The organism is Litchfieldia salsa, from assembly GCF_900104555.1.
Lineage (GTDB): Bacteria > Bacillota > Bacilli > Bacillales > Bacillaceae_L > Litchfieldia > Litchfieldia salsa.
Genome location: NZ_FNJU01000003.1, coordinates 1 through 24,404 on the forward strand (window position 1 = coordinate 1; position 24,404 = coordinate 24,404).

At 32.8% G+C, this 24,404-nt stretch carries 32 protein-coding genes and 1 pseudogene; 30 read left to right on the forward strand and 3 right to left on the reverse strand.

Annotated elements, in window-relative coordinates; translation table 11 throughout:
• The first annotated feature begins 357 nt into the window (after positions 1-357).
• From BLQ56_RS06745 to BLQ56_RS06815, 16 genes are all read left to right on the forward strand, one after another.
• The gene (locus tag BLQ56_RS06745; RefSeq protein ID WP_090851396.1) at positions 358-843 is read left to right on the forward strand and encodes an SMI1/KNR4 family protein; all 486 of its coding nucleotides are present in this window, start codon (positions 358-360) and stop codon (positions 841-843) included.
• A 203-nt stretch (positions 844-1,046) separates the two neighbouring features.
• On the forward strand, positions 1,047-1,634 hold the full coding sequence (locus BLQ56_RS06750; RefSeq protein WP_090851403.1) for a hypothetical protein: 588 nt from the start codon (positions 1,047-1,049) through the stop codon (positions 1,632-1,634).
• Positions 1,635-1,757: 123 nt separating this feature from the next.
• Positions 1,758-1,898, forward strand: a complete 141-nt coding sequence (locus tag BLQ56_RS23365; RefSeq protein WP_175490215.1) for a hypothetical protein — start codon at positions 1,758-1,760, stop codon at positions 1,896-1,898.
• 209 nt (positions 1,899-2,107) lie between these two features.
• On the forward strand, positions 2,108-2,632 hold the full coding sequence (locus tag BLQ56_RS06755; RefSeq protein ID WP_090851406.1) for a hypothetical protein: 525 nt from the start codon (positions 2,108-2,110) through the stop codon (positions 2,630-2,632).
• 77 nt (positions 2,633-2,709) lie between these two features.
• On the forward strand, positions 2,710-3,015 hold the full coding sequence (locus tag BLQ56_RS06760; protein WP_090851409.1) for a hypothetical protein: 306 nt from the start codon (positions 2,710-2,712) through the stop codon (positions 3,013-3,015).
• 144 nt (positions 3,016-3,159) lie between these two features.
• Positions 3,160-3,486 (forward strand): hypothetical protein, encoded by a 327-nt coding sequence (locus tag BLQ56_RS06765; protein ID WP_090851411.1) that lies wholly within the window; start codon positions 3,160-3,162, stop codon positions 3,484-3,486.
• Positions 3,487-3,666: 180 nt separating this feature from the next.
• Complete coding sequence (locus tag BLQ56_RS06770; protein WP_090851414.1) at positions 3,667-4,122, forward strand: GNAT family N-acetyltransferase; 456 nt, start codon at positions 3,667-3,669, stop codon at positions 4,120-4,122.
• A 143-nt stretch (positions 4,123-4,265) separates the two neighbouring features.
• Positions 4,266-4,433 carry a hypothetical protein gene (locus BLQ56_RS23370; protein ID WP_175490216.1) on the forward strand — a complete coding sequence of 56 codons (168 nt, stop codon included), beginning with the start codon at positions 4,266-4,268 and terminating at the stop codon, positions 4,431-4,433.
• 355 nt (positions 4,434-4,788) lie between these two features.
• Positions 4,789-5,217: a DUF4279 domain-containing protein gene (locus BLQ56_RS06775; RefSeq protein ID WP_090851417.1), complete on the forward strand. Its 429-nt coding sequence runs from the start codon at positions 4,789-4,791 to the stop codon at positions 5,215-5,217.
• Positions 5,218-5,671: 454 nt separating this feature from the next.
• Positions 5,672-6,028 (forward strand): DUF7674 family protein, encoded by a 357-nt coding sequence (locus tag BLQ56_RS06785; protein WP_090851420.1) that lies wholly within the window; start codon positions 5,672-5,674, stop codon positions 6,026-6,028.
• Positions 6,029-6,206: 178 nt separating this feature from the next.
• Complete coding sequence (locus tag BLQ56_RS06790) at positions 6,207-6,836, forward strand: phosphoribulokinase (RefSeq protein WP_090851423.1); 630 nt, start codon at positions 6,207-6,209, stop codon at positions 6,834-6,836.
• 87 nt (positions 6,837-6,923) lie between these two features.
• Positions 6,924-7,394 (forward strand): hypothetical protein, encoded by a 471-nt coding sequence (locus BLQ56_RS06795; RefSeq protein ID WP_090851426.1) that lies wholly within the window; start codon positions 6,924-6,926, stop codon positions 7,392-7,394.
• A 131-nt stretch (positions 7,395-7,525) separates the two neighbouring features.
• Entirely contained in the window at positions 7,526-8,053 is a 528-nt protein-coding gene (locus tag BLQ56_RS06800) for a hypothetical protein (protein ID WP_090851429.1), read from the forward strand.
• Positions 8,054-8,218: 165 nt separating this feature from the next.
• Positions 8,219-8,605: an ACT domain-containing protein gene (locus BLQ56_RS06805; protein WP_090851432.1), complete on the forward strand. Its 387-nt coding sequence runs from the start codon at positions 8,219-8,221 to the stop codon at positions 8,603-8,605.
• A 191-nt stretch (positions 8,606-8,796) separates the two neighbouring features.
• Positions 8,797-9,300, forward strand: coding sequence for a DUF3916 domain-containing protein (locus BLQ56_RS06810; protein WP_090851436.1), 504 nt, complete (start codon positions 8,797-8,799; stop codon positions 9,298-9,300).
• Positions 9,301-9,450: 150 nt separating this feature from the next.
• Positions 9,451-9,963 carry a DUF2199 domain-containing protein gene (locus BLQ56_RS06815; RefSeq protein ID WP_090851438.1) on the forward strand — a complete coding sequence of 171 codons (513 nt, stop codon included), beginning with the start codon at positions 9,451-9,453 and terminating at the stop codon, positions 9,961-9,963.
• A gap of 146 nt (positions 9,964-10,109) precedes the next feature.
• On the opposite strand, the gene BLQ56_RS06820 is transcribed toward BLQ56_RS06815, so the two are convergent.
• Entirely contained in the window at positions 10,110-10,931 is an 822-nt protein-coding gene (locus BLQ56_RS06820) for a leucine-rich repeat domain-containing protein (RefSeq protein WP_090851441.1), read from the reverse strand.
• A 369-nt stretch (positions 10,932-11,300) separates the two neighbouring features.
• Here BLQ56_RS06820 and BLQ56_RS06825 point away from each other — a divergent pair, with 369 nt between their 5' ends.
• From BLQ56_RS06825 to BLQ56_RS06880, 12 genes are all read left to right on the forward strand, one after another.
• Positions 11,301-12,161: an immunoglobulin-like domain-containing protein gene (locus BLQ56_RS06825; RefSeq protein WP_090851444.1), complete on the forward strand. Its 861-nt coding sequence runs from the start codon at positions 11,301-11,303 to the stop codon at positions 12,159-12,161.
• A 420-nt stretch (positions 12,162-12,581) separates the two neighbouring features.
• Positions 12,582-12,863 (forward strand): immunity protein Imm33 domain-containing protein, encoded by a 282-nt coding sequence (locus tag BLQ56_RS06830; protein ID WP_090851447.1) that lies wholly within the window; start codon positions 12,582-12,584, stop codon positions 12,861-12,863.
• Positions 12,864-13,039: 176 nt separating this feature from the next.
• Entirely contained in the window at positions 13,040-13,609 is a 570-nt protein-coding gene (locus BLQ56_RS06835; protein ID WP_090851449.1) for a hypothetical protein, read from the forward strand.
• Between the two features lie 383 nt (positions 13,610-13,992).
• Complete coding sequence (locus BLQ56_RS06840) at positions 13,993-14,946, forward strand: NAD(P)-dependent alcohol dehydrogenase (RefSeq protein ID WP_175490217.1); 954 nt, start codon at positions 13,993-13,995, stop codon at positions 14,944-14,946.
• 239 nt (positions 14,947-15,185) lie between these two features.
• Positions 15,186-15,626 (forward strand): hypothetical protein, encoded by a 441-nt coding sequence (locus tag BLQ56_RS06845; RefSeq protein WP_090851455.1) that lies wholly within the window; start codon positions 15,186-15,188, stop codon positions 15,624-15,626.
• Positions 15,627-15,718: 92 nt separating this feature from the next.
• Positions 15,719-16,135, forward strand: coding sequence for a DUF4304 domain-containing protein (locus tag BLQ56_RS06850; RefSeq protein ID WP_090851458.1), 417 nt, complete (start codon positions 15,719-15,721; stop codon positions 16,133-16,135).
• A 55-nt stretch (positions 16,136-16,190) separates the two neighbouring features.
• Positions 16,191-16,742 carry a hypothetical protein gene (locus BLQ56_RS06855; protein WP_090851461.1) on the forward strand — a complete coding sequence of 184 codons (552 nt, stop codon included), beginning with the start codon at positions 16,191-16,193 and terminating at the stop codon, positions 16,740-16,742.
• Positions 16,743-17,768: 1,026 nt separating this feature from the next.
• Positions 17,769-17,891: a DUF2750 domain-containing protein gene (locus BLQ56_RS06860; protein ID WP_090851464.1), complete on the forward strand. Its 123-nt coding sequence runs from the start codon at positions 17,769-17,771 to the stop codon at positions 17,889-17,891.
• Positions 17,892-18,008: 117 nt separating this feature from the next.
• Positions 18,009-19,019 carry a serine hydrolase domain-containing protein gene (locus BLQ56_RS06865; RefSeq protein WP_090851466.1) on the forward strand — a complete coding sequence of 337 codons (1,011 nt, stop codon included), beginning with the start codon at positions 18,009-18,011 and terminating at the stop codon, positions 19,017-19,019.
• A gap of 406 nt (positions 19,020-19,425) precedes the next feature.
• Positions 19,426-19,695: a hypothetical protein gene (locus BLQ56_RS06870; RefSeq protein WP_090851469.1), complete on the forward strand. Its 270-nt coding sequence runs from the start codon at positions 19,426-19,428 to the stop codon at positions 19,693-19,695.
• Between the two features lie 367 nt (positions 19,696-20,062).
• Positions 20,063-20,542, forward strand: a complete 480-nt coding sequence (locus BLQ56_RS06875; protein ID WP_175490218.1) for a TetR/AcrR family transcriptional regulator — start codon at positions 20,063-20,065, stop codon at positions 20,540-20,542.
• Between the two features lie 127 nt (positions 20,543-20,669).
• Entirely contained in the window at positions 20,670-21,092 is a 423-nt protein-coding gene (locus BLQ56_RS06880; protein WP_090851473.1) for a DUF3995 domain-containing protein, read from the forward strand.
• 346 nt (positions 21,093-21,438) lie between these two features.
• Here BLQ56_RS06880 and BLQ56_RS24240 read toward each other — a convergent pair.
• Positions 21,439-21,684 (reverse strand): annotated as a pseudogene (locus tag BLQ56_RS24240) (OsmC family protein); the annotation flags it as partial.
• 21 nt (positions 21,685-21,705) lie between these two features.
• On the reverse strand, positions 21,706-21,906 hold the full coding sequence (locus BLQ56_RS06890; RefSeq protein WP_090851479.1) for a hypothetical protein: 201 nt from the start codon (positions 21,904-21,906) through the stop codon (positions 21,706-21,708).
• Positions 21,907-22,160: 254 nt separating this feature from the next.
• Between BLQ56_RS06890 and BLQ56_RS06895 the strand changes: the two genes are divergently transcribed.
• Positions 22,161-22,775 (forward strand): DsbA family oxidoreductase, encoded by a 615-nt coding sequence (locus tag BLQ56_RS06895; RefSeq protein WP_090851481.1) that lies wholly within the window; start codon positions 22,161-22,163, stop codon positions 22,773-22,775.
• A 425-nt stretch (positions 22,776-23,200) separates the two neighbouring features.
• The gene (locus BLQ56_RS06900; protein WP_090851483.1) at positions 23,201-24,082 is read left to right on the forward strand and encodes a DMT family transporter; all 882 of its coding nucleotides are present in this window, start codon (positions 23,201-23,203) and stop codon (positions 24,080-24,082) included.
• The last annotated feature ends 322 nt before the right edge of the window (positions 24,083-24,404 follow it).

Consider the following 24,404-nt stretch of genomic DNA (forward strand, 5'->3'; position numbering starts at 1 on the left):
AATTTTAATTATAAAAAAACCCAATGTCCTCAAAGTAACGGTAGGGTTCCACTAATTTAGAGATCCCACGTTTAAGTCAAAGGTACATCGGTATCTCTATTATACTACTAATTAAACGAATATTGAATATATGCTCTGGTACAATGTAATTAAGACACATAGGAGTCAGTAGTATGTAGTGAATTAAAAATCAGTTAAAGGACTACAGAAAGTAACGGGTGCGATTCTTCAAGAAGGAGATCGCACCTTTTTTTAAAAAGTAAAGAAGTAGTTTACTTGAGAAAGGAAATGACATAAATACAGAGGTACATTATACTTATGCTGTCTACATTTTTTTATGAAAAAGGAAGGAATAAGATGGAACTTCAACTTTTGATTGATAAAGTAAAAAACTTCCCAAACTGTATGGTTCATTCTCCTTCAGGCTATCCAGTTGCAGAAAAAATTCATCTATTACCAAACGATTTATATGAATTTTATAAAATATGTGGTGGAATTGACTTATTTATTGACTGTGATTATGGGATAACAATAGTTCCTCCTAACGATTTTGTACTTGCAAACCCTCTAATAATAGGTGAAAAAGCCGAATATGATATTTCTTCAAATTGGTACATAATTGGTCGTGATGGTAATAACGATTACTTAACAATTGACCTTAATAAGTCACGTTTAGGTAGATGTTATGATAGCAATTGGGAAATTCACGGTGTAGTTGGTAGTTGCCCTATAATCGCCAATTCCTTTACGGACTTATTAAATCGGCTAGTAATGAATAACGGTACCCTTTGGTATTGGCTTGAAGATAATTTTATCTCTCTTGGAGATGCATATGATGAATGAATGAATGGCTTGTTGAACTAAAGGGGCCATGCTTCAATAGCGAAGGATCGCTTCTTGCTTATTCAAGTAACGAGGCAGTTTAGTGGAATAAGGAATTCAATTGGGGTATTGATCCTATCAGTTGAATAAGTTCAAAATAATCTAATCGTTGTATAACTAATGGGAAGTTTACATAAAAAATGCAATTGTTAAAGGAGTACAATATGGTAACTTTATTTAAGAAAATGATAGATAACTCTAAAGTTACAGAAGTTCTTTCAGACTACTTTGATTTTGAGCTACTAGGAGTTTCTAACTATAATACAAAATCATATTATTTTAAGGTTGAAGATACTGCAAAAGTAATTGCCCAAGATGCTGCGGGTGGAACATTTGCTTTAGTTGGAAATGGTGATGAAGATAGCCTTCCTATAATTTATATAAGTTCTGAGGGACGGGCTTGGAAGGTCGGGCGAAACATTAGAGAATTTATATCTTTGATGGTTTCTTGTCCTAATTGGAAGGACTTATTGAAGTTCTCAGGCAATGGTCAAATATCGGAAATGGTAAAGGCTCTACCGTTCTTAAAAGATGAAATACTTGAGGATTTTCCAGATATAGAGGATGTAAAAGAGACTGTAAAAACGGAACTATCTATAGACTTAATCCTAGATCCAGCTACTGCTCTGTATATGACGATGATTTCAGAACCTAAAATTACTATTTCATCAAATGATGGTGACGAGTTGGAGTCATTATTTCATTCATTTACAGTGATGGATAATCCTTTATGGAGAAATAAAATTATATAGATAGCATTACATATTTTTACTAACGGGAAGTTTAGTTAAATAGCATTTGGAATTATTTGTATAAATAGCAAGAACCTTATGTTATCATTAGTGTAAAATTACACTAACGATAAGGTGGCTATTATGAATAAGATTAATTATTGGGGAATTTTTTCTATTGTTTTATCAGTGGTTGGATTCATATTTAGCATTAAATTTCAATCTATGGCTTATTGGGGACCAGATGGGGCTTTCACCTGGATTTGGTACTGGATTATGTTCTGATCACATTAAATTCAATAATTATAGCTCCTTCACTGTTATGGACAACCTTCATTATTATTGCCTGGCAGTCTGGAATGTAATTATTTAGTCTCAGAGCACTTAAACTATCGAGATTGCCGCCGAGCATGAGAAGTGCCCAGGAATATGAAAGTTAATTGTACTAACGGGTCAGGTTACTTGAAGAAGTATCTTTAAAAAGGAAGTAGACTATGGGTAGACAGATTGAGTATTACATGGAATTGGAATCATATAAATTGCTGGTAAAAAAGGCTTTTGAATTAGGCTTTAAAGTTATACATATGACGAATGATTTGCAAATTTGTAGCTCCTTTAATGAAATTAGAGCTTGGGATAGTAGGGATAGAATATACTTTTACCTCGAGGAAGCAGGACAACTAATAGTAAAAGAAAACGGCTATATAGATACATTTTTTAGTCCAGTGGTGGAATCAGGGTATTCTTATTTAAATGAAAAGAGAAAGACAATAACAAAGGGTCGTATTTGGGTTTCATCTCATTCTTGGAGAAATGAGGGAGACTTTAATAAGCGAAGCGGCTTATTAGATAAAAAATATTCATCTCTTATGAGATATGTAAAAAAGATTGCCCCTTATACAGAAGTTGAAGTAAAGGCACAAAATCCAATATATGAAGGCAAGAAATTTAAAAGTAAAGAATATATTACACCTTTTTTATTAAACGAAATAAAACAAAATAAATATGATTGTATCTGAAGTTTAGTGTAAACGCTTATTAAACAAACGGTGCAGAATATTTTAACAAGAAATGATTGTTTAAGGGTGGTGGTTTTATGGGATTTGACATTATGCTATATGATAATAATGGCAAACAGGTCGAACTATTCGAACTAACAGAAAGGTTACATAATGAAATATTTAATTCCACTAAGCTATGGAGAAGTTATATCGAACTTAGAAAGCTAAGTGATTATTATTTGACTGATGAAACATTATCAGGAGAAAGACTTATAACCCTTATTACCGACCTTAAAAATTATCAAAGAAATATATCGCAGGATAAACAAATGGAGTATCAAGAACTGATAGATAAATTATCAACCCCTATCATTAGAAAGGCTCATATTGCGGGTGATTAAGAAAATCTTCTTCAACAAGCGGGGGCATTGATCCAAGAAGGATTAATGCCTTCGCTTATTGAAGTAAAGGGTAAGTTTAGTTCACATTCAATGACATAATAAATGAAATAATAAATCTCAATAGAAGTCGGGGAGGTGAAGTTTATGACAGCAAAAGAATTTGTTGAATTATTCTACAATGAAAAAAATGAATTGATTAAACAATATTTTAGTAATTCACAGGTTACGGAAGTTGGTTCTAAAATAGATAGTCTTGGTTTAACAGAAAATCAACTGGCTAAGATGAAAGATGTTTTAGATGTAGTTATAACAGACATTATGTATAGCATTCTATTGGGGTTGGATGGTGAAGCCTCAATTGGAGGTGTGCAGCAAAACTATAAGTTGTATGATGAGAATAGATTAGAATTAACAAATAGTGGGGAAATAGAGCAATATGCTTATGAGTATTTTCACGAAGTTGAACGATGATAGGCTAATGAAATTCAGTCTTATATTGTTACCTATTCAAAAGTAACAATTGAAAGTAGAATGTGAAATAGTGTACTTAAACTATCGGGAGCAATCCTTCGACAAGCAGGGATTGCTCTTTTCTTTGAAGTATAGGGCAGGTTAGCTTATCAAAAATTATATTCGGATGTGGAGAGACATATGGAGAAATATGAGGTAAAGCAAATAGATAATCTGTTGAATCTTAATTTGGATAGTTTAATAAAGGAAAGCAAAAAAGATGGTTTTCGTTTTATAGAAAGATTAGTAGTTGATTATACAAATGGAAATAACACATTTAGTCATTCTGGAGAAGGTTTATTCGGCGTGTTTAGTGAAGATGGGGTCCTTGTTGCTATTGGTGGATTGAATAGAGATCCCTTTTCAAACGAACAATCTATCGGTAGGTTGAGAAGGTTTTATGTGAGTAAAAATTATAGGAGAAAAGGTATAGGAATCCTTTTGGTAACAAAGATAATTGACGAAGCAAAAAGATATTATAAAACTTTGGTGCTTCATACAGATACAGAACAGGCTGATAAATTTTACATTTCTTTAGGATTTTCAAAGGATAATCTTTATCCAAATTCAAGTCACTTTATGGAGCTTAAAAGCTAACGTGTTGTTAAGCTAATGGGTGCGAGTGTTCAATAAGAGCATTCGCTTTTTCACTAACAGTCAGTAGAGTTGAAGAAGAAATAAACTATTATTGTGCAATTTCGTATGTGAAAAGATGAATAAGAAATTAGGAGTTGTTTTGTATGTTTGACCTTGCATTGTTATTTATTATGGCTTTAGCTGGAGGTATGGTAGCGATAATCGGCTTTTTCGTTATATTAGGTCAAAGGATTTCAGAACCGAAGAGAGAACTTCAACAAAAAATTGATAATCTTGAAGAAGAGATTCGGAAATTAAAAAATAACAAGTAGCAACCTAAGTTGTATTGCTAATGGGGGCAATTGCGGCAGAACATTCGCTTCTTTGACTAACGGCAAAGGTTAATTAACAAAAGAGTAAAACAAGGGAGTGGATTCTATTGGACAAGAGGAAAAGATATTTGGTTTTAATGCCCCCTTTTCTTATTATAATGCTGATATTTTTCTTTACTCTACCGAACCAGTATAAAGGCTATACTTTAGCCTTACCATTAATTTTTTGGATAACATTGAGAGTTTGGAACTATTTTTGGGAAAAAAGAAATAGGGGGATGGAGCAATAATTTTTCACTAACGGGTGCATTACCACAAATAACGCAATTCATATTTATGAGAGGAAGGAATATACTTGGACAAAACACAAGTAATGGCATATTTTAGTTTGTTCGGAGATAACTTTCCGATAGATATGGTAACTAAAAAGTTGGAAGTAACACCTACTGAAACTTATAAAAAAGGTGATTTAATTCCAAATCGGTCTGTTGCTCGTTATAGAAATGAGACAAGTTGGGATTTGGGAACAGGCTATCAAGATTCACTTGAGGTAAATGACCAATTAGAGCAGATCCTATATAAGCTTCAAGGTAAGACTTCACTAATTAATGAAATAAAAGAAGAATATTCAATTGAGTGTAAATTTTTTATCGTCATTAAAATAGAAAACGGAAATACACCTACTCTATATTTGAATAAAGACATCGTAAAATTCGCTTCAGGAATTGAAGCTGAAATTGATGTTGATTTGTATGCAAACCCTTATAACGATGTTACTGACTAAGAAAGTAAAGTATTTGTTCCGCTAAAGAGTGCAAGTGTTCAATAAGAGCATTCGCTTTTTGACTAACGGTCTGTTTAATGTAATAAAAACGGAGGAAAAGTGATGAGGATAATGATAAAGCCTTAGATAATGTATCATTATTTCTTACAATTGAAGAGGCTAAAGAAATGATTGATACTTTAGAGGGAATTTTATTACAAGCATAAGATACTGCTTCACATGCCCATCTTAATGATGATGAATATGAGCATGAAATTACTGTAACGATTTATGACGAAAATAAATTAGACGGTTTGCATGAGCGGATTAAGAAGTTGATTATTGAAAATAGATAGAAGACTTAACGGTTAGTAAAAACGCATTTCGACTATCGGTGATCATTCCTTTAATAAGGGATTTCTATGTTTTTCAAAAGGATATTAATGTTAAATAATAGTTTTGGTGGTGATATATATTGGACAAAGCAAGATCAGTTGAACAGCTTGTTATTGAATTTCCAGAGTTTAAACTCATATTAGAGGAACACCTTGAATTTAATAATGAGTTATTACCACACGTTTTCATTGGTGATTGTAACGAGTATATTATAGAGTATCTTAAAAAAGATGAAACAGATAAACTTGAAAAGTTCTTTAATTTTTTTGAGATAATGGCAATTGAGGGTGATGATTATACTAAGGAACTATTAAGTGTTACTATTCTTGAGCGATTAGGTGATGATAGAGAAATCTTAAATACGGCTTATAAATACATGGGTAAAGAAACAAGGAAGGCTTCAGATGAAATTGAAAAGGGCTGGGGACGATCTTGAACTAACGGGGGCATTTCTTCAAGAAGGAGAAGTGCTTTTTTTGTGGAACTTATTAAGCTAAACGGATCGGGATAGTTAAAAAGTAATAGAAAGATTTATTATAAAGTTTAGTTATTGCTAAACCCAGAATAAAAGCCAAGATAATAAACATAATCCAACAAAGCAAATGGAGGGAAATATGGAAAAGGTTCTACATAAGATAGCTAATTTGATTAACAGCAAGAATGAAAAAATCATCATTGGGATTTCGGGTCATGGTGCCCATAATCTTATTAAACTTTTGGGACATGAAGATGTGAATTATATCAATACGGACCCATATATCATCGGCTCTCATCTTAGAAAGTACACTATATTGAAATATGAATATAAGAATCAACACCATCAAGACAAAATGACAGCTTGTCATCCTTCTACTCATAATATATATGCTTTAGAGAGAGACCTTCAAATGGTAAGAGATGCTTTAGATTTTTATACAATAGGCACGCACTATATAGAGAGCAAGTTAATTTCTTCAAAAAATAAAGTAAATATTATAGAAGGCATGACCGTTGCCTTTACAGACCCCAATTTGTATAATCTAAAAGTTTACTTATATACAGATGGAGAAACCGAGCTGATGAGAAGGGGTATTCGTGATGTTTCCGAAAGGGGAACAGATATAAATTATTTAAGAAAATCTCATGAAGAGCGTAGAATTCAATATAATTTATTTATGCATCCTTATCATCGGAATTTCGATATAGTTTTAAAAAATTCAAATGAAAACTATATTCTTGAAAAAGGTAGTTTAATTAATTTGTGAAATAGTGTACTTACACTAAAGGGTGCTCATGTGGAATAAGGAAATTCTAGCTAGCTAAGGCTAGCAGTTTTAAGGAGATTGATCCATTTGGATGAATACATAACCAACGATGTTTTAAATGAAGTATTTTATGTTGATGGAAGTCTAAGAGATATTTATGTTTTTAATGTTAGTTTGAGTGATTGGCAAAAACTTTTTGATTGGATTCGCTTGTCTCCTTGGGAAGTTATCTTTTATAAGGATGGGCAAGTAACACTGTATAAAGGAACGGACGTTGCTAAGTTTTTTGAAGAAAAAGAGTCCAACGGTATTCATTTAATGTCTATTAATATTAATGGTGTATTGGTAAATTGCCATTTCTTTTCAGAAAGTGAAATTGAATTCGATATTGACCCAAAACAAGTTAATAGTATGTCTGATGCAAATATTGTTTTTGAATTCATGAAAAAACTTTCGAAGATGCTTGGTAAAGAAAGTATTCTTACTGAAGAGAATACTCCTGAATATCCATTGGTAACTAGTGAATCAGATGGAACATTGATTATTAATGTTTGTTGAACTAAAGGGTGCAAATCTTTAATAGGAAGGGTGCTGATCTAAGAAGGATTAGTACCTATTTTTATTGAAGTATAGGTCAGGATTGTTTAACAAGAAAGTTAATTTTAAAGTGGTGATGGGAGTGACAAATAATGTCTGAGATGACAACATCCATTGTTTTATACGGTGAAATTGATGAGTTCGATACAGATAAATGGATTGATTTCTATAACATATCAAAAGACCTTTCAAAGAAACTTTCATTTGAACCTAACTACATTGGTCTTGATGGTGAAGAGTTTAAATCTGGTAAAGTTTTAACTGTCAAGAGAACCGAAAAACGACTTTTAAAATCACTAGCAAATAGAAAAAGTCTTTTATCAATGTCATTGTATTCATTGCCTGAAGATTTTACGCAAGCTGCTTTTGATTACAACCTCTATTTAGGTAGGGATAAAAACGAAGATAGTCATAATCAATCTAAAATAATCTTAACTATACCAACAGAAGTTTATCGGGAATTAAACACTCCAAATATAATTGCTACTTTGAAGGAATTTATACAATTTAAAGAAGGGGAAATATTTGAATTGTCGAGATATGAAACTCCACTTCTTTATGCTTCAAGATTAAACGAAATAGAGTATTTTGAGACTTTAAAGATATTATCAACTTTCTAACCTGTAAAGTAATTAGTAATTCTTGTTTGTGCTAACGTTTCCTTATCTTGAAAAAGGATAAGTTCCTTTTTGTGGAAGTTATTACGCTAACGGTGCAGGTTAATGAGACAAGGGTTTGAAAGAATATGGTAAGGTAAGATAAATTCTAAAAGGAGTTGTGAAAATATGAAATTAAAAATTTTGGATTCAACTTTTTCCGTTGTGAAGTTTTCTCCAAATGAAACAATACCATTGTGGGCATTAAGATCTGATGTATTTTCTATCACCCGAACTGATGAGGAACTATCTATTGTATGTCCTTCTGAAAGCTTATCTAAGTACGAAGTATATAAAGATATTGAGAATGATTGGAAGTGCATAAAAGTAGAGGGGATTTTAGACTTTAGCCTAACTGGAATATTATCTTCATTAGCGAATACATTAGCCGAGAATAAAATCAGTATCTTTGCTATTTCAACCTTTAATACGGATTACTTGCTTATTAAAAGTCATTCAATTGAAAAGGCAAAAGCTGTATTAGAGAATGAAGGTCACGCTTTTAGTGGAATTTAAAAACTTATTACACTAACGGGTGCGAATGTAAAATAAAGTAGCTGCTGATTCGTGCAGGATTAGTGGCTGTTTTTGTTGAAGTAAAGGGTCAGGTTAGTGTAAGAAGGATTAAGGTTGTCGTATCAATGTAGAATTTAAAAGATAGAATAAATAATACCGAATTTACCCCCTTGAATAAGGAGAACTTTAGAATGAGAATGAAAAAGTTTCGAGGATTAAAAAGAAGAATTAGAAAGTTTTACAATGATGTTGAAGAAGAGACCAGAATTTTTCCAACAGGCTTTGAAGGATATTATGAATACCATCTTCCTGATAATGGAGCATACTGGTTGAATTCCTCAAAGGTTTCAAACAAATTGAAATCCGAGTGCTTTCAGTTTTTAATTAACAGAACAAAACATCTAATTGATTTAAAACCAGTTAAATTAGAAGATGCAAAAGTTGTTTTAATGATTGATTTTCATTATTGGTATGCCACAAAAATCTATATCTTTAATGAACCCGAAGAATTTAAACTTGAATGGAACGATGGAAATGTTTCGGTAGAAAAGGTAGAGGATTTTCGAGATTTTGCAAAAGAATGGAATGTAAAAGTCCCTTCAGGACTGAGTGTTATTGGTACTAAATCCAAAGTGATAAATAAGGACTATACTGTTTTATATGGCGGTGAAACTTGGTATATTGGACATTTATAAAAACGGGTGGCTAATCTTTAAAAAGGAGATTAGCACCTTTTTATTGAAGTAAAGGGAAGTTTAGTGAAAGAAGGAATAAGTATTTTGGATAACGAATTATGAATAAGAAGTTATAGAAGATTCAAATGGTGAAGTTAATGGAGGAACAGAATGACTAAAATTAAGGGATACACTTGCAGTTGTTGCGGTAAATATCACGAAGAACTTCCTACAAATTACGGAAATCCAGCTCCAGTCTATTATTATGATGCTGCACCTGAAGAGCGAGAGGATAGGTTTGAGCTAGATGACGATTTATGCATTATGGATAACGAACATTTCTTTATTCGTGGATGTATTGAGATTCCTATAATTGGGACCGATGAACACCTAATATGGGGTGTATGGGTTTCATTAAGTGAAGCAAATTTTTACAATATAAAAGAGCACTGGGATAAACAAGAATTATTGGAACCAATGTTTGGGTGGCTATCTACGGATTTACCTTGTTATCCAGATACAGTAAACTTAAAAACAATGGTCCATCCTCGACCAGATGGCATTCGACCTTTCATTGAACTCGAACCAACCGATCATCCTTTATCGGTGGAATTGAGAGATGGAGTAACTATAGAACGGGTACAAGAGATAGCTGCACAACTTTGTGTTAATGACGATAACTAAGAAAAAGAGCATTGAATGGACATCCAATGGGTTTGGTTGTGAGGTGCAAAACGCTAATTCACATCCGAATACGCAAAACAAATCACATATGTTTTAACAATTGATTAACAAGAAAAAAAAGCAAAGGAATTGGTTCCATTGCTTTTTTAGTTACTTTTATACTTTTCTTGGTACGCTATGAATTGTTCTTCGTATTTTTGTAACTTTTTCACATCGACTTTAGAATTTAAGAATGGTTTTCTCTTACCTACAACCATCACATCCTCTTCCCCAATAGGGCTTACTAGATTCACATATGCTTTAAATTTATCGCACTTAGTATCAGGAATGGCGACAGACAACTTTGCGTACTCTTCGGTAGGAAATTGATTGGAGATTTCTAACTCTTGAAGCCTTTTTAATTTAGAAATGGGTTCCAAAGAATCATCTTGAACCTTAATGTTTGACAAACCAAGATATTTTAAATTGCTAAGATACTTTAGAGTTTGGAGATTATTTAATTTTAAATCTCTCGAATCGCCACCTGACAAATCTAACAACTCCACCCCTGTGCCATTTTGTAATGGTGTTATGTCATTTAACTTTGAAAAGTCTTTTATTGACAAAGATTTTAAAGAAGTATTTTTTGAAATATCCCATAAACTCTGGGCTTTGGTATTCCATTCTAGTGCCAATACCTCAAGATCTTTAAGTGAACTAATTGCTGACAAATCTTCTACCTTCAATTCATATATAGAGAGCATTTTGGGATTAACAAAGCTCAATATTGTATTGAATTCATTTTGGTTCACTGTATAAATCCATAATTTTGTCAGATTACAAAAAGACTTTAACCTCTCGATATTTTTTGTTTTTCCTTGGATTAACAACTCAGTGGAGTTCTCATCTACATCAGCTAAATCATCAACAAAAGGTGTGCGTTCATCAATACGAAAAATATATTGAGGGTGTTCTTTTAAAAACAACATTCTTTTACCTCCACATCTAATAATTACAGAATAGCTAAGTTAATTTTATCAACTTTAAGGAAATAGCAGAAGAATTTGTCTTCAACTATTGCATATAAATTATGTCATTTATATTGAATTTCTTTTTTGCAATCCCTATCCGTTGGGCAGGAGTTTCCATTACGACGTTCGATTTAAAAGCAAAACAGGGCACTTTGTGAAGAAATGTACTTTCACTAACGGGGGCTAATCTTGAACAACTTCAGGCATTGATCCAAGCAGGATTAGTGCCTGTTCTTCTTAAAGTATAGGTCAGTATAGTTGAATAAGAAATACTAGATGAGACTATTCACTAAATAGAAACGTCTGTTTTAAAAAGGGGGGAGATTTATGAATTTTTTTAAGATTTTTTTACCAGTTACACTTTTTTTGTTATTAGTTATAACCGCTTGCAGAAGTTTGGACAACAAGGTAGAGGAAAGAAATAAAGAAGTAGGATATTCTATTTTTCCACAAAAAAGTGATAATATTACTGACAGTAGCGAGAATACAGAATACGCAGTTAATAATGGAAAGTGGTTCCTTGAAGGGGGTGGAAACATCGGGTTTGGTATTTCCACTGGGATAATGAAGCCTAATTCAGAGGTTTCGGTATCTTTAATGGCACACCCAGTACAACAGGTAGTTTTAGATAAAGATGTCAGGTTCCAATTAACAAAACGTGATAAAGACAACAACCTGATTGAAATAATAAAAGAAGAAATAGTATTTATTAACACCCTTACATCTGACAAAAAGTATTTTTCAACATTTATCCCCGATAAAGGTAACATTCATTATATGTTAAGTACGGAAATATTAGGAGAAGATGGTCAAGTTGAAGATACTTTAGTAACCCGTATTTATGCCCCTGACCAAATTATTAACGGAGAACTATATTCAGATAAATACCAATATACATCAAATGAAACACTTGTTCTAAAGTTAGATAATAATGGTTCTACAAACTTATCATTCGGTTTATCTTACATAATAGAAAGATATAAGCAAGATAAATGGGAGCAAATTAAAATAAATGTTGGGTTTGAAACTATTGGTCTTATTATTGAACCTGGTCAGACATTTGAACAAAACATCCCTCTAAATCAGTTGAAGGTTCCAGGACTATACCGTGTATTAAAAGATGTTACCGCAGAAGGAACTGATTTAAATAATACCCTTACTGTTGAATTTGAGTTAGAAGGGAATTAAGTAGCCATTCCAATTTTCAAGTTGGGGCTATATTTTACTATTCAACGGGGGCGAATATTAAAGAAGAGCAACTACTGATGAACCATTCGTTCAACTCGAACAAGTTATATTAATTAATACACTTAAACAAAGGGAAGGCATTCCTTCAACAAGGGATGCTTTTTTGTATGCCTATAAAAAGGAAATTAATGTTAAAATTAAGATGTAGTACTTTTCAACAAGGAGTAATTGAGTGCTTGTTGAACTACCAAGAAAGAACGAAATGATCTTTCATTCTGTGGTGAAAAATTTGTTTCATGGATGATTAACGGATAGCGACATAATAAAGGTTATCGCCTTTCTCTTGTTGAAGTAACGGTGCAGAATAGTTCAACAAACGATGAGATAATTGCATTCAAATATATATTGGAGAGTGTTCCTATGAGTGAATTTAATGATTTCCCTAACACGATGGTTATTACACTAAAAGAAATATTAGATGGAAAAAAGCCAGTGCTATATGTATCACACGATGAGGAAGATGGAATGTGGCAATTTCTTGATGGGTCTGATGAACTTGATACAGACAATGCCAGAATAGTTACTCTTGAAGAAATTTTAGAGATAGATGGTTCTCTTTCTTCATTATGGGATTTACCTATTGGTTGGAAAGCAGAAAGAGTTAATAAAGATACTAAATGGGTTAGGCAAGAAAATGCATAAAGTTACTTTTGACAATCGCTTCTTGAGCTAACGGTGAGCGTTTCTTGAACGAGCAGAAACGCTTATTTCACTATTGAGCATGAATGTTGAAGAAGGTAATGAATTCTGTTTTGTAGAATTAAAGGAACAGGTTATGTAATAAAGTCTAAAACTTATTTGAAAAGTAGGTGCAGTAATTGTCTGATATTGAAAAAGTAGATGAACTGTTAATATCCCTCATTAAAGAAGTTCCAACCCTGAATAATGGTTTCAATATAATTGAGCAATATGCAAAAAGTATAGATGCTTCAGCGGATTTAAAGGATCTTAGAAACCAACTCACTTATGGCTATAAACAATTTGAGGATTGGCTTAGTGGTTTGTTTGACCAAGAGAAAGTACCAGATGACATTCTCGCTTTAAATTTTGGTCTTTTTGAAAGTGCAGACGGCATACAGCTTTATATTACTGGTTCGTCTGAATGGGAAATAGATGATGAGGATTGGGCAAGTAATAACGATTATTTTCCTGAAGGAAGGTATCCTAAGATAGCCCTATATAATGAATTGTATAATTTTTGGGAAGATAATTTTTATTTAGGGTTATTTCTTACGATTTCATCAACCATTACTTTTGCAAATAACTATTTGCTTTCTCACCCTTCAAGATTCTCAAATGAAATAGTATTTGCAACAGGATTTGATGATGGTGATCTATATAACTTTTCGAAAAAGACTGATGAAAATGTAACGAGTTTGTTCAACTAATGGGTGCTTATCTTGAAGAAGGATAAGTCCCTTTTTTGTGGAAGTTTTAAGCTAACGGAGCAGTTTAGCTTAAGAGGCAAATAATATAAAAGTATCTCGACAGAGGAGAAAATATGCCGTAAAGGATTATCTGGCGTTAGCGATCAATTCTGTCTGCAGCTTTAATCTTTGAAAATAAAGACTCTAAGGAGAAAATATTTGTTTTAATGTTATATTTTATTTTTCTGATGGTTGTTCTGTGCGTTAGCTATCTTGAACTAATAGAGTAGGTTAAAAAAATTTTTTATTAAAGAGTCCGAATATTTAGAAATACACCATATAATAAGGGAAAGAGTTTCTATTAAATAAACGCCTTAAAATAGAATTATTATGGAGGTATGCAGGTGAGAGCAGCAATTTATAGTAACTACGGTCCCCCTGAAGTTATGAGTATTAAGGATATTGAAAAACCATCCATCAAGGAACAAGACAGGGTGTTGATTCGTGTTCACAGTGCATCTGTCAATACTATGGACTATTTGTACCGAAAGGGTTATTTACCAACAAGGTTGGATAATGGACTAACAAAACCCAAAAATCCCATACTGGGCATAGATGTTGCGGGTACTATTGAGGCTGTCGGTGAAAATGTTCGCAAATTTAAGGTGGGGGACCACGTTTTCGGGAGTTGCTTCGGGTCCCATTCTGAATATGTCTCTCCACGTGAGAATTTCCTATGTCATATGCCGAAAAACATAACTTTTGAAGATGCTGCTGCTATTCCATGTGCTGCTCAAACTGCGTTACAAGCTTTGCGAGATGTAGCACAGGTAAAGCAAGGACAAAGAGTCTTAATATATGGAGCATCTGGAGGAGTAGGGCATTTTGCTGTTCAACTTGCAAATTACTATGGGGCTGAAGTAACTGCCGTTTGTAGTACCTCCAATTTAGATTGGGTTAAGGATCTTGGGGCTCATTATGTCCTTGATTATACTAAGGAAGATTTCACTGATCATAGAAATAAATACGATGTTATTCTGGATGCTGTTGGTAAGCGAACCTTTTTCAGTTGCTTACGTTCTTTAACCGAGAAAGGTGTTTATATTACTGAACACTTATTTTTCCCTAAATACCATCCGTTTCAAGTGATGATAGGATCATTTTTAGGTAGAAAAAAGGCAAAGATTCATTTTACAAAACCCAATCATGGAGACTTGGCTTTTTTATGTAGTCTTGTGGAACAAGAAAAGTTAAAACCTGTTATTGAAAAATGTTATCCCTTGGAACAGATTGTAGAGGCTCACCAGCACATTGAAAGTGGGCGTACAAAGGGAAAGATTGTTCTAAGAGTCACATAGGATAAATACATAATAGATGAATTGATGGAGTGAATTCCATTTAAACAAACAGGGCATTTTTATTGATTGTGAAAAAATGCACTTAAACTATCGGGTGCGAATGTGAAAGAAGAACAGCTACAGATCGAAGTAGTATTAGTGGCTGTTCATATTGAAGTATAGGATCATAGGGCTAAATAAGACAAGAAGTGAAAACTTTATAAATAATTATCGTCTATACTAAAAGCAGGAGGGAATTAATGAAGAAAAACAACCTTTTTATAACAATTCTAATTGGAATGATTGCCTTAGTTGGTTGTAGTGATTCAAGTACAGATAACGCCACACAGGAAGAACCAAAAGAATCCGTTCAAGAATATGGAGTTTCAGAGTTGAAATTAATAACAGTTGAAGAGCGTACTTCTGAAGGATATAAGACCATTAAAGTGATTGATAACAAGGATGAATTAAAATCCGTTCAAAAAATTGTGGTGGATGCAGATTGGGGGAAAAGTATAGAGGTCTCTATGCCAAAACCACCTGAATACCGATTTAGATTGAATTCCTCTAATTATGCTATTTCGAAGACACCTAATGGAGATAGACTTGAGATAGTTATCGAAGGAGAAGCGAAGTATATAAAAATGTCAGAAAACGAGTCAGAAACTTTATTTGAATTAATTACTGGTAATAAGCTCTGATAAATATGATAATTAGCTTTTGTAAAATAAACGGGTGGCGTTTTTGAAGCAAGTAGAAACGCATATAACAAAAAGATATAGGTGTGAATAAAGTGCAATCAGAGCAAAGAAAGAAAATGAATTTGGCAATTAAGGATATTATAATTCCAGTTTTAAGAGAGCAAGGATTTAAGGGTTCATTTCCACATTTTAGAAGGAAGAATGAATATAATATTGATTTAGTTACTTTTCAATTCAATAGATGGGGCGGTTCGTTTGTAGTTGAATTGGCAATATGTCCATTAGAAGGGGGAACATTGCACTGGGGTGAAGAAATACCACCCAATAAAGTAACTGCTCATGATGTTAATAGACGATTGAGGTTAGGTGCAAATTCCGAAGAAGAAGATGGAATATGGTTTGATTTTGAAGATTTAATAATACAGGAGAATTTTGAGCAAGTTGCTTCTGATGTTCTCGGTTTATTGAATACATCAGACCGTAATTGGATTTCTATGTTATTAAAGTAACGAGTGCGATTGATCATAACAAAGAAGGATCGTTAAAAATCTAAAGGAGATTAAAATGGGGAAAAAGGTCTCTTTTTTACTTATTATTGTTTTACTTGTTATTGGTATTTATCTTATAAACGTATCACCAAAAGACGATATAGAGGAAATTCAAAAGGTTGTTATAGCATTAGAACAACCAGAATTAACAGTAGCTTATATTGAATTACTCGAACAAAATAAAGCTATTGCCTTTTACGAGTGGGGGCATGGTGAAGATTCGTCGTTTGGGAATGTAATTTTGGAGGAAAATTTCCTAGGTTGGGAAATTGTTCGGGGTGGAAGTCTTTATCTCTTAGAGGACTCTAAGTTGAATTGGGGGCATTTAGAATTAAGAGGTTATTTATCTAGTTATACTGATTTAATTAGAGGGAAAATAACTGACCCTGACATTGAGAAAGTACAAGTTATCACGAAAGACGGAAAAGAATATCAAGCCAAAGTGATAAAATATAATAGTGAGGGGCGATTTTGGTTTTTAATTGCTAATGGTGAACTTCTGGATGCTACAGTGACAGGACTTTCTTTTGATGGAAAAGTAATTGAAGAAATACAAACAAGCTATTAAGTTTCGAACGAAGTAGTTTTGTGAAAGAAGATAATTACAAGAAACGGTGTTATAAATGAAGGACTTTCAAATTAAAAATTGTTTTAATGGTGATGTAAATAAGTTATACATGGTGGGTGAAGATTACTATGACATTGAATTTGTAGAGTAACAGGGACAACATTAGACCTATTAACAGTTAACTAGAATGATATTGAGTTATTGAAGTTACGGTCAGAAGAGTTTCTGAAAGAATTCTGTAATACATAAATGACGGAGGTTATTATGAAGTTACATAAAAAATGTTTTTTAAATACTGATTGTTTTGTTAATGGTAAGTTGCTCAAATGAAGAATTTACTTTTGAAGAAAGGTTAGTAAATGGACTAAGTAATTCAGATATTTATTATGATGAAGTTGTTCATTACGAGATAAAAGATAACTTTGTTTTTGTTTTTTATACTGTTGCCCTTTTAGAATTTATAGTTAAGTCAATATCCATTACTAATCTCCTTTAATACTTACTTATTTAACCCAACTTCTCCTATTTTATTAGTAACAATCCAGAAGTTGAGCAGGTAGAAGTTCATGGTAAATCTGCTAAAAATGTAAAATCTAAAGGTGTATCATTATGGATTATTTTTAGTGACCAGAACTTAGAAGAGGCAGATTATATTGCATATGACCAGCAAGGTAATCAAGTCAATCTAATACAAAGAGATTAATAGATTACTCTTCAATTAACGGGTGGCTTTACTTATTTTGTTGCAATTAAGTCCTAATTAAATGGGGTGAAGATTATCATGCTGGAATTGTTACTAGAGATTGATTATCTTCAAAAGAGTTTCTATGTGATGAAAAGGAATAAGCCAGAATAAGAGCATCTTTTGCTTTTGAGAAAAAGGGTTTTAGCATTCAGAATCCTTATTCTATTAAAGGGTGCTTTGATCAAAAGGATTAAAGCCTTTTTTAGTAGAAGTTATTCAACTAGTGGAGCAGAAAAATTTAATAGGGGATATAATCTTGCAAAGAGTAGTCTTAAGAATTCATGAATAGTTGGCTACATGGAATGAATGATGATAGTTTATTAGTTGGGGTTAACTGTATTGCAAAATTGATTGGATTAGAAATTGAACCTTATGATTTATATAAAGAATTGGATGAAGCATAAACGCTTATGGAATTAACGGGTGTAATCTAGAACAACAATAACAGGCATTGATCCATAAAGGAATAGTGCCTGTACATTTATCAAATAATCCTTGTATAAAATAAAGGAGATGGAAGTTTGTTAGAGTACAACCATTTTAAGAGCCTTAATAATTATGTATCTAACATTAAAAATGATATTGGTGCGACTGCCGCAGCAATTTATATTATTAAAGATGGTGAAGTTGTTAATGAGTGGTATTCAGGGAGACACGACTCTTCTAAAGAATCACGAATCGTAGATGAACACACCCAATTTAATGTCGCTTCTATTCGTAAAACATATCTTGGTCTAGCAATAAGTTTGCTAATTGAGCAAGGTCTGATTAAGAGTATTGATGATGAAATTGCTAGTTACTTAATCGATTATAAAGATATAGCTGGAGGAGTTACACTAAGGCACTTACTTACGCATACTCACGGATTATTTGAGGTTGGAGGGAAAATAGAAAGAAAGTTTCTCCCTGGGGAAAAGTGGGAGTATGGAAATACAGGTATCACAATGTTAATTCAATTAGTTAGGCATCTATCGGGTAAAACATTAAGCACTTTTATGAAAGATAATATATTTGAAATTTATAATTTTAATGAAACTGGGTGGAGAACAAAGAAAAATAAATACCTAATCTACAACTATTACAAGGAAAAAGATACCTGGGTTGGACCGAATGACAGTAATGCAGGAGACCAAAGTAATTTGTTTGTTAGTGCAAGAGATTTAGCAAAGTGGGGGTATATTCACCTTAGAAAAGGGTGTCTAGACGGAAAACAATTGTTGCCACAGAGTGTTTTTGAACGTGTATCCACACTCCAAACCCCAAATACCCTACCACAACATCTCCCAAGAAACAGTTTTATATGGTGGTTACAAAGCGACACTCCTTTAAATCAATTAGGGGGAAATCTACCAAGTTGTTCTTATCAAATACTGGGTATTACGGGGTGTGCTTGCTTGGCGTTGCCAATATATAATGCAGTAGTAGTAAGGATGTATAACCAGTTAAGTAATCCTAAAGGTTATGATTATCTAAGTGATATTAGACATTTCGGTAATTTAGCGAATGATCTATTGAATTCTTATTCATCTTGATCTTCAACAATGGGTAGCTTACGTTTAAAAAGGGAAATGATAATAAACAGAACCAATTTCTGCATTGTACAAGGAAATTGTGAAGGAATGTCTTCTGCAAGAAGCGAGAGTGTTGAAGATCTAAAATATATCGCAATGATAATATAATTTTTCAAATAATAATGAAATTAGATAAACGGTCTTACAACGAAGGCATATTTAATGATGTAGGTGCATTTATTTGTGAAGAATGTCTTAAATTAAATTAAATAATTTTACGAAAAGATACATGCATGTTATGCAGGTTTTAGTACCACCTTATATATACGGTATCTAGCTAAAAGCAAAATCCATTGAAAAAACTATCAACAAACATTTTATTATGTTACAACCTATAGAGAGGTAACTATAAAAGGGGGCTATATAAATGGAAGAAATTAAACACTTATTATCAATGGCATTAAAGTCAAACAAAAAAGTAATTAAAGGCCAAGAATTCAGTATTGAGGCACATTTAAATGGATTAGATGATTATATTAATCTTTATGCTAAAGATGTTGTAGTGGCTGTATATGATGCAAATGATCAAGATTTAAATATACTCAACCATGACTATAGGAAAGTAGTTATGTTTTTTGGTGAATGTCTGGAAGAAGAGGGTATGGAAGTATACATAGATGAGGGTTTAATGGATTGATGATTTTCGATAATGAAATCTTAAGTTTTATAACAATCTTCAGCAGTCAAAGTGCTAATGTTTAATTAAGATTGTTGGTTTCATTAATGTGTGTTTGACAATTACTGCGCTGTAAAGATCGTATTATAGCAGCTAGCTTTTTGAAGTAATCTAGTTAGACAAATAAGTAGGTATGCTTAAGAAGAGTGATACAGCTTAACTTTTACAGAAACTTAGAAGGGAGCAACTTTCTTTTAGGAGTGCTCTTTTTTTTGTTTTGCTAAAAATACAATTCGAAATACTAATTGTTAAAATATGGTTTTAGTGTCAAAATGACCATAGTCATAATATGACTATGGTCATTTTGATTGGAGGATGTAGAAATTCAATGTTACAAGAAGAAAGGAAAAAAGAATTAAAAAAACAAATATTCTTTACATCAATTAAACTATTTAAGGAGTATGGGTATGACAATGTTACTGTTGAAAAAATTGCATCATCTTGTGGCATTGCTAAAGGTACGTTCTTTAATTATTTTCCAAAGAAGGAACATGTTTTACTGTATTTGGGGAGTTCACAAAATGAATACCTTCAAGAGGTCACACAAAAATATAAGGATGTAAAAATGAAACAAAGAATTTTATTCATTTTTAAGGAACTCTTATTTATTTACTTGGAAAATTCAGATCTTTTAAAACTTACGTTGTCAGAAACCATTCGCTCTGCTCTAAAGGATGAATCAAGAAACATAGATTTATTTAAGGAAACCATGACTACCTTGATTGAAGAAGCAAAAATAAATAAAACAATAAATACCCGTTTTGATTCCAAATACAATTGCCTCTGTTCTTGTAGGAATCTATTTTAACAGCCTAATTAGTTGGTCTATAAGTCAAGATGAAAGTGTGCATATTGTCTCTATTTTTGAAAGGCAATATGAAGTGATTTGGGAAGGTATTGAACACATGACCTAAATTAAAAGTGGAGGGATTGATATGGAACAACTATTCATTTACTTGTCGGTTATAGTATTAGGTTTAGTAAGCGTGTTACATTTTTATTGGGTATTTGGTGGGACATGGGGATTACAAGCTAGCTTACCAGAAAAAGTAGAGGGTGGATCAGTATTTACTCCGAGATGGATTGAAACCTTAATTGTTGCAGTTGGCTTGATTGGTGCGGCTTTTATTTTATTAGCACAAAATAATCTAGTATCATTTTTTACCCCGAATTCCTTTACGAAATGGTCAAGTATCGTACTTACCTGCATTTTTTTCCTTAGAGCAATTGGAGACTTTAAGTATATTGGTTTCACTAAGAGAATCCAAAATACTCCTTTCTCAAAGCACGACACGAAACTCTACACACCTCTGTGCTTATACTTAGCTATAATATTTATGACTTCATGGTTATTTTAAAGAAAAGATACTGTTACAAACGAAAAGCCTTCACACAAACAATATAAAAGTTGCTATTGAAACACAGGGAAGTAAAATGTAAAAGTACTGTCTTAGCTCATACCTATATTTGGGGGATTATGCGTGGTGTATAGTTTTAAAGAAGTATATATTAATAGTTTTATCATTTTTCACTAGGTATCTGAGTATCCATAGTAAAACACGTTCAGAAGTATTGAGCTTTATTAAAAAGTAAAGTCTTAAAGTTACAAAGTTCGAAGAAGAATTATATTAATACAATTAATTACCTATTTACCCTATATAAAAAAGATTTACCTTCAAAAAAGGTAAATCTTTTTGGGTTCGTTTAATATTCCTCAATTACCCATGTATGTTCAAATTCTACAGCTCCTTTAAGGGTTTGAACAACAGGGCAATTTCGTTCAAAAACTGACAAAGCTCTTTCAGCAGCTTCTTTTTTGCCACTTGGAACTTTAACATCGTAATGACAGCTAATTTTTGTAATTTTTAATACGCCTTCAGGAGCTTCTATAGTACCTTGAACCTTTGCTTTAACATTATTTGTGGTTGGAATTTTACGCGCTTCCAGCGCGCCAGATAGGGTTCCAACTAGTCAGCCACCTGCAGCAGATACAATATGATCAAGAGTTGAAGGATATTCAATTTCAGGTTCTACTCCATAAAACTTTTTAACTCCACCATGTACACCATATAATATGGGTTCCTCGAATCCGTTTATAATTGCTTGTCGGATTTTATTAGCAGTATCCTTTTGTAGTATTGTTATTTCGGTTAATTCGATTGGTTCACTCATATAATAATCACCACCTACTATTAGAATACAAAATAGTTCGATTTTAATGCAATTGATTGGGCTTTATAATGAAACATTAATATGGAACAAGCATGTATTAAATTTATTCTTTAAAATCCGATAAACTTTGAATTATTGATAAATTGGAATTTCTTGATAGGGAGAAGTTTAAGTTACTGGGAAAAACTAAGTGTTAAGTACCTAGAAACGCTTAAATAAATCAAGAATTTAAATACAAAAATAGGGGGAGCAAAATGTCAGTTAAAGTTAAGATATACTCGGATTACGTTTGACCATTTTGTTTTATAGCGGAGGCTCCGCTAGAAGAAGCACTAGAAGGAAAAGATGTTGAAGTTGAATGGATGCCATTTGAATTACGTCCTTATCCATCAGAAACGTTAAAGCCAGAAGGGGATTATCTTCAAACGACATGGGAAAATTCTGTTTATCCGATGGCTGAACACTTTGGTGTAAAAATCGTTTTACCACGAGTTTCTCCTCAGCCACATACACATTTAGCATTTGAAGGATATCAATATGCAAAGGAAAAAGGAAAAGGAAATGAGTATAACCATCGTATGCTTAAAGCATTTTTTCAGGAAGAACAGGATATTGGAAGTATAGAGGTACTAACTAAGTTAGCGGGAGAATTGGGGCTTAATGAGCAGGAGTATCGTGAAGCATTAGAAACAAGGAAATATAAAGAAGTACATCATCATGCATTACAACATGCTTATTCCGAAGCAAACATACAGGCTGTTCCTACGTTTATCATTGGGGATACAAAGGTTCAGGGTATGCGTTCAAAGCTGGACCTAGAACAAATAATTGACGATGAACTGGCAAAAAAGAATAAGGTCGTTGATTAGGTGCTCTTGCTAATAGTGATTGGGTAATAGAGTGAAAAAAAGGCGAACCGTTAATAGAATTGAACCCAGAAAAAGTTTTAAGTCCAAATGCGAAAATTAAAGATTTTGAAGTATAAGAAGGAATGGGCTGTGGCAAAAGTATTAGATGTATAATCAAGTGGCTTAAAGATGAACAAAATAGTAATGAAACTGGTTAGTGGGGGGAAGAACTATTTACCCCATTAGAAGCTCAAATCGTAACACGCTGTGACCCGTTTTCTACGGATTTGATGGAAGAATTGGTTAAAGCCCTTGATAATCCTAACAAACAGTAAATAAAATGAATCTCACCTTTTATATATAAGGTGGGATTTTTTATTCGACTATTAAAACCGTTTAATACTATACTGGAACTTGTAATAAACTTAGGGGGGATTGTGAATTAAATGAATAAGTCTTTATTTATCATTTTATTAGTTATTACAACAGGTTTAATGGGTTCTTCGTTTGCAGTTGGGAAAATAGGACTTAACTATATCTCACCCTTACTTCTAGTTGGTTTACGATTTACATTGGCAGGCATAATCATGTCAGCGATAGTTATCTACTTGAAACGGACGCACCCAAAAAAGTTAACAGAATGGTTGCGAATTGTAGTAGTTGGAGCATTTCAAACTACCGGAGTTATGGGTTTAATCTTTTTAAGTCTTCGTACAATAACGGCAGGTGAATCGTCCATTCTTACTTTCACTAATCCTTTACTAGTTATTATATTTAGTGCAATTTTTATGGGCGCAAAATATCGCTGGGGTCAGTGGTTAGGTGTCATCGTTGGATTTTTAGGGGTATTTATCACACTTGGAGCTAGTTTAAATATTGAGCAATCGGGTACACTTCTGGGACTATTAAGTGGAGTCTCGTGGGCAATAGCAACAGTATTATTTAAAAAATGGGGCTCAATGTTCGATACATGGGTTCTAACGGCTTATCAAATGTTGTTTGGAGGCTTCTTTTTATTGATAGGAAGTGTTTTAGTTGAAAAAGTTGAAATAGAAATTACGTCAGTTTCGATTTTCATTATCCTATGGTTAGCAATTATGGCCTCCATTGTTCAGTTTGCGATCTGGTTCTATCTTTTACAGAAAGAAGACCCTGGAAAAGTAAGTGCTTATTTGTTTCTTGCTCCTTTATTTGGGGTTGTTTTCGGATGGAAACTACTGGGAGAACAATTTCATTTCTCAACATTATTAGGAGGTGGCCTTATTCTATGTGGTATCTATTTTGTGAATAGACCACAAAAGATAGACTTAAACAAATCCTCTAAGTGATATTTACCTGTTAAGACTGTTTTATTATTTTCAAAATTTTTACTCTTTATTCGGGAAAATTATAGTTAATAACTGTTTAAATGGTATTGAATGTGAAAATCTTTGCTTTACATGTAAGTTCCTGAACGTTGGTAGCGTTTGGGTAGTCAGGAGTTATTTCATCGATTAACAAAGCCATTTTATCGTTTTCTACCATTAGTAAAAGTTCATACTTATCGAATGATTTTAGCAGTGAGAATTTGTTTGAAAAAAGCGTTTAAAGATTTGAAAAAAGAATAAGTGTTGGGATATTGATTATTGACCCATTTACAATGAGTTATTC